2 protein-coding genes and 1 pseudogene are annotated in these 2,962 nt (G+C 58.0%); all 3 read right to left on the reverse strand.

Annotated features, from left to right (window positions below; translation table 11 throughout):
• Window positions 1-105 precede the first annotated feature (105 nt).
• A pseudogene (locus tag H8A92_RS41295) lies at window positions 106-192 on the reverse strand (hypothetical protein); the annotation flags it as partial.
• Window positions 193-476: 284 nt separating this feature from the next.
• Window positions 477-1,724 (reverse strand): NAD(P)/FAD-dependent oxidoreductase, encoded by a 1,248-nt coding sequence (locus tag H8A92_RS40065; RefSeq protein ID WP_229200750.1) that lies wholly within the window; start codon window positions 1,722-1,724, stop codon window positions 477-479.
• A complete protein-coding gene (locus tag H8A92_RS40070; protein ID WP_229200751.1) occupies window positions 1,724-2,731 on the reverse strand; it encodes an NAD(P)-binding domain-containing protein in 1,008 nt (335 codons plus the stop codon). The genes H8A92_RS40065 and H8A92_RS40070 overlap by 1 nt, the downstream gene beginning before the upstream one ends.
• Between the last annotated feature and the right edge of the window lie 231 nt (window positions 2,732-2,962).

Below are 2,962 nucleotides of genomic sequence, written 5' to 3' on the forward strand. Positions count from 1 at the left end.
ATGTTCGGATTTGAGATGGCCGATGACTGGCTCGATGGCCGAGCGGCGGCGCACCTCGCATTTGATCTCACCGTACTTGCAAAGCCCTTTGCGCCACCTGAAGAGCTAGCTCACATGTAGGCCAGCCATGCGAGCCACCTCGGAAACACTGGCTCCGCGCTCGAGCGATGCCGCAACTAGCCGTTCCTTCTCATCTCGCGACCACCAGCCGCCGCTCGACCGATGCGATCACCTCTGTCCACGATATCGTCATAGCGCTTCTGCTAGGATGCCCCCTAGGACCTGCAGCGCTCGCCTCCGTCTGGCAAGGCGGCCGCCAGCGGACGGCGTACAAAGCTCCAGAAGAACAGCAATGTCCTTTGGAATTTCCACGAGAGTGGTGTCAGGCGCCTGTGGTCTTCTTCTGTGGTCAACTTTGCAATTATTGACATCGACCTTTCTGTGGCCGCTGCGTGATCCGCAAACGCTTTCGCTTGCTAATTCGATGCAAATCGCTGGGAGCTGAGCTGGGCCGCATAATTCGACGAGTTGCCTCTAACGAGGTTGGCAAGAATTCGTGCCGAGATAGCAGCCAACGTAACTCCAAGATGCCCGTGCCCGCAGGAGACGAACATAGAACGGTATCCCGGGATTTGCTCGATGATAGGCAAGGAATCCGGCGTCGCCGGGCGCTCTCCGCTCCATACCTCAAAGCCGGGTCGGACTCTGAGACTTGGTAGTACTTTGCGCGCACGCTTCAACGCTGACAAGAGTAGCTCCGGACGTGCTCGTAGCCCGGGCGATCCAAAGTGACTGATTCCAGTAATTCGGGCTCCGCGCGCACTGGGGGCAAGAACCACACCCAAACCAGGTATTGCAAGTGGACCACCTATGAATCCAGGCTCGACGTCTAGCTCAAGGTGGTACCCTCGCTCGGCCACAAGCGGAATACGGTGATCGCAATCAGCCAGAAGCTGGTTCGCATGTGCTCCTGTTGTCAGAACCGCTGTCCGAGGCGAGTAAGTTTCAAGATCACCGTAAACGGTAACCTCTCCCGACTTTTTGCTCCGCAACGCCTGAACCCGATCGCGGGATACGCTACCACCACGTCGTACGAAGACGTTGGCGAGACACTTCACAAATGCCGCAGGATCTATGATATGCGCCGCGCCATCGACTAGCGTAGCACCTGCGGCAGCGACACCCTTCAACGCAGGCTCGAACTCGGCGATTTCTGAGCCGACCAGCATCCGGACAGTCAAGCCCATCGATGTACGAATCGAATTGACGTGGATTGCTTTTTCGAGTTCTGCAGACGAAAGGTGAATGGTCAGATAGCCACGTCTAGAGATCTGCGGCAGGTCCGAGCCGAGTAGCACCTCGTATGAACGCAGCGCGTCCCGACACAGATCGTGGAGCAAGTCAGTGTCACGGCGGACCTTGTCCCATCGCGTTGCCTTTGCATACAAAAAACCCCACGGCAAAAGCCGCAGGGTTGAAATCCAGTCGAGAGCAGCAGGCGAATTGGATTTCAGAAAGGCCGCCGGGAGGTCCGTTAGCCGATACTGGGCGCTGAGAGGAAATGCGCCTGGAGCGATCAGCCCTGCATTGCCAAAACTACACCCCTCTGCGACGGAATTCTGCTCCAGCAGCATGACCTGCAGCCCCCGCTCTTGGAGCGCCAAGGCTGCCGTCACACCGACGACGCCGGCGCCCACGACCAGGGCGTCGATGCCGCCCGCCATCATTGCCTCTCGAGCTGAATGCCCAAGCCTTTACGTCTTGCGTTAACGATGGCGCGAGCCCCTAACGCAACGTCAAGCATTCCCGTTCCGATCAGAACGACATTGATCTTCTTGTCATCCGGGGGAAGCGGAAGCTGGCCCGACATTACGCTTCCGATATCTCCAACGATCCGATTCCAGCCTACCCCGCCCTCGCGGAAATCGCCGCGCCGTAGCCTGATGCCGTCTGCATCGTCGACAACGATCCAGGCGTCAGAGAGAAGTTTCGTATCGACCTCTCGCCGCGTCCCCAGCGTGCAAACAACGGCTCCTTTCTTGAGCCACTCTGAACTAACCACATCGGTATCTTTGGAAACACCGGTAGAGGTGAAAACAACATCGGCGTCACGCACGGCGCGGCTCACGTCTGCCGTAGGGGTGAGCGTGAGGCCCAGCCGAAGTGCTAGCCCAACGGCATCGCAAGCCTGCCGTGCGCTCGATTCTCGGAGTGACGCGACAGCGATATGATCGACCGGTTGCGTCAAGGCCAAGAACTTCACCAATGCGCTACCGATGGCCCCCGCGCCGACGACCGCCGCCTTTTTCATGGAGCGCCTGCAGCATGCCGACGCGGCCGCAACAGCCATTGCGGCCGTTCTTTCCGACGTCAGTTGTGTGCCATTCAAGACGCCCTGGAGCATCCCCGTTTCTGCATCACACACCAAGACCGTCGCGGGGACGCGCGGCAAGCTGCGCGAAAGATTTCTGTCTGCAACAGTGAACCACTTTATGCCGGCTGCAGAACTTGAGAGCACGGCGCCGCAAACGCTGCCCATGTGCAGGTGATCTCCGTTGATATCGAAACCGAACCCAGCCTTTGGTCCCTTGACCACGTTAGTGCTGTTCATCTCACGCAGCGTTTGGCTCACGATTTCGTAGATTTCCTCATCGCTCAGGCAAGCTTTGAGGCTCGCCGAATCCAGATACAGAGGCGAAGCGGAGCAATCTTTACCAGAAGCAACTGGCATGCGTACTATCCTATCAGGTAGGTGTCGAAGGACTGATCGATTTGTTAGGAGATCGAAGGACTCGCGAACCTGGCGCGGCCATTTTGCCGCTTCGAACCACGGTCATTAGTCGATTGGCGAGTTCGAGCCAGCTTGCAACCCAGCCGGGCTCACCAAGAGAGTGACGAGAGGAACCACCAGGGAGGGTAGAAGCTGTATGCATAGACGTTGCTGCGATTCAGTGGCTCAAAA

Origin of the sequence: Bradyrhizobium acaciae, assembly GCF_020889785.1 — a bacterium.
Lineage (GTDB): Bacteria > Pseudomonadota > Alphaproteobacteria > Rhizobiales > Xanthobacteraceae > Bradyrhizobium > Bradyrhizobium acaciae.

Coding starts and splice junctions, on each gene's coding strand:
- H8A92_RS40065 (WP_229200750.1), bottom strand. CDS start 1,724: ATGGCGGGCGGCATCGACGCCCTGGTCGTGGGCGCCGGCGTCGTCGGT.
- H8A92_RS40070 (WP_229200751.1), bottom strand. CDS start 2,731: ATGCCAGTTGCTTCTGGTAAAGATTGCTCCGCTTCGCCTCTGTATCTG.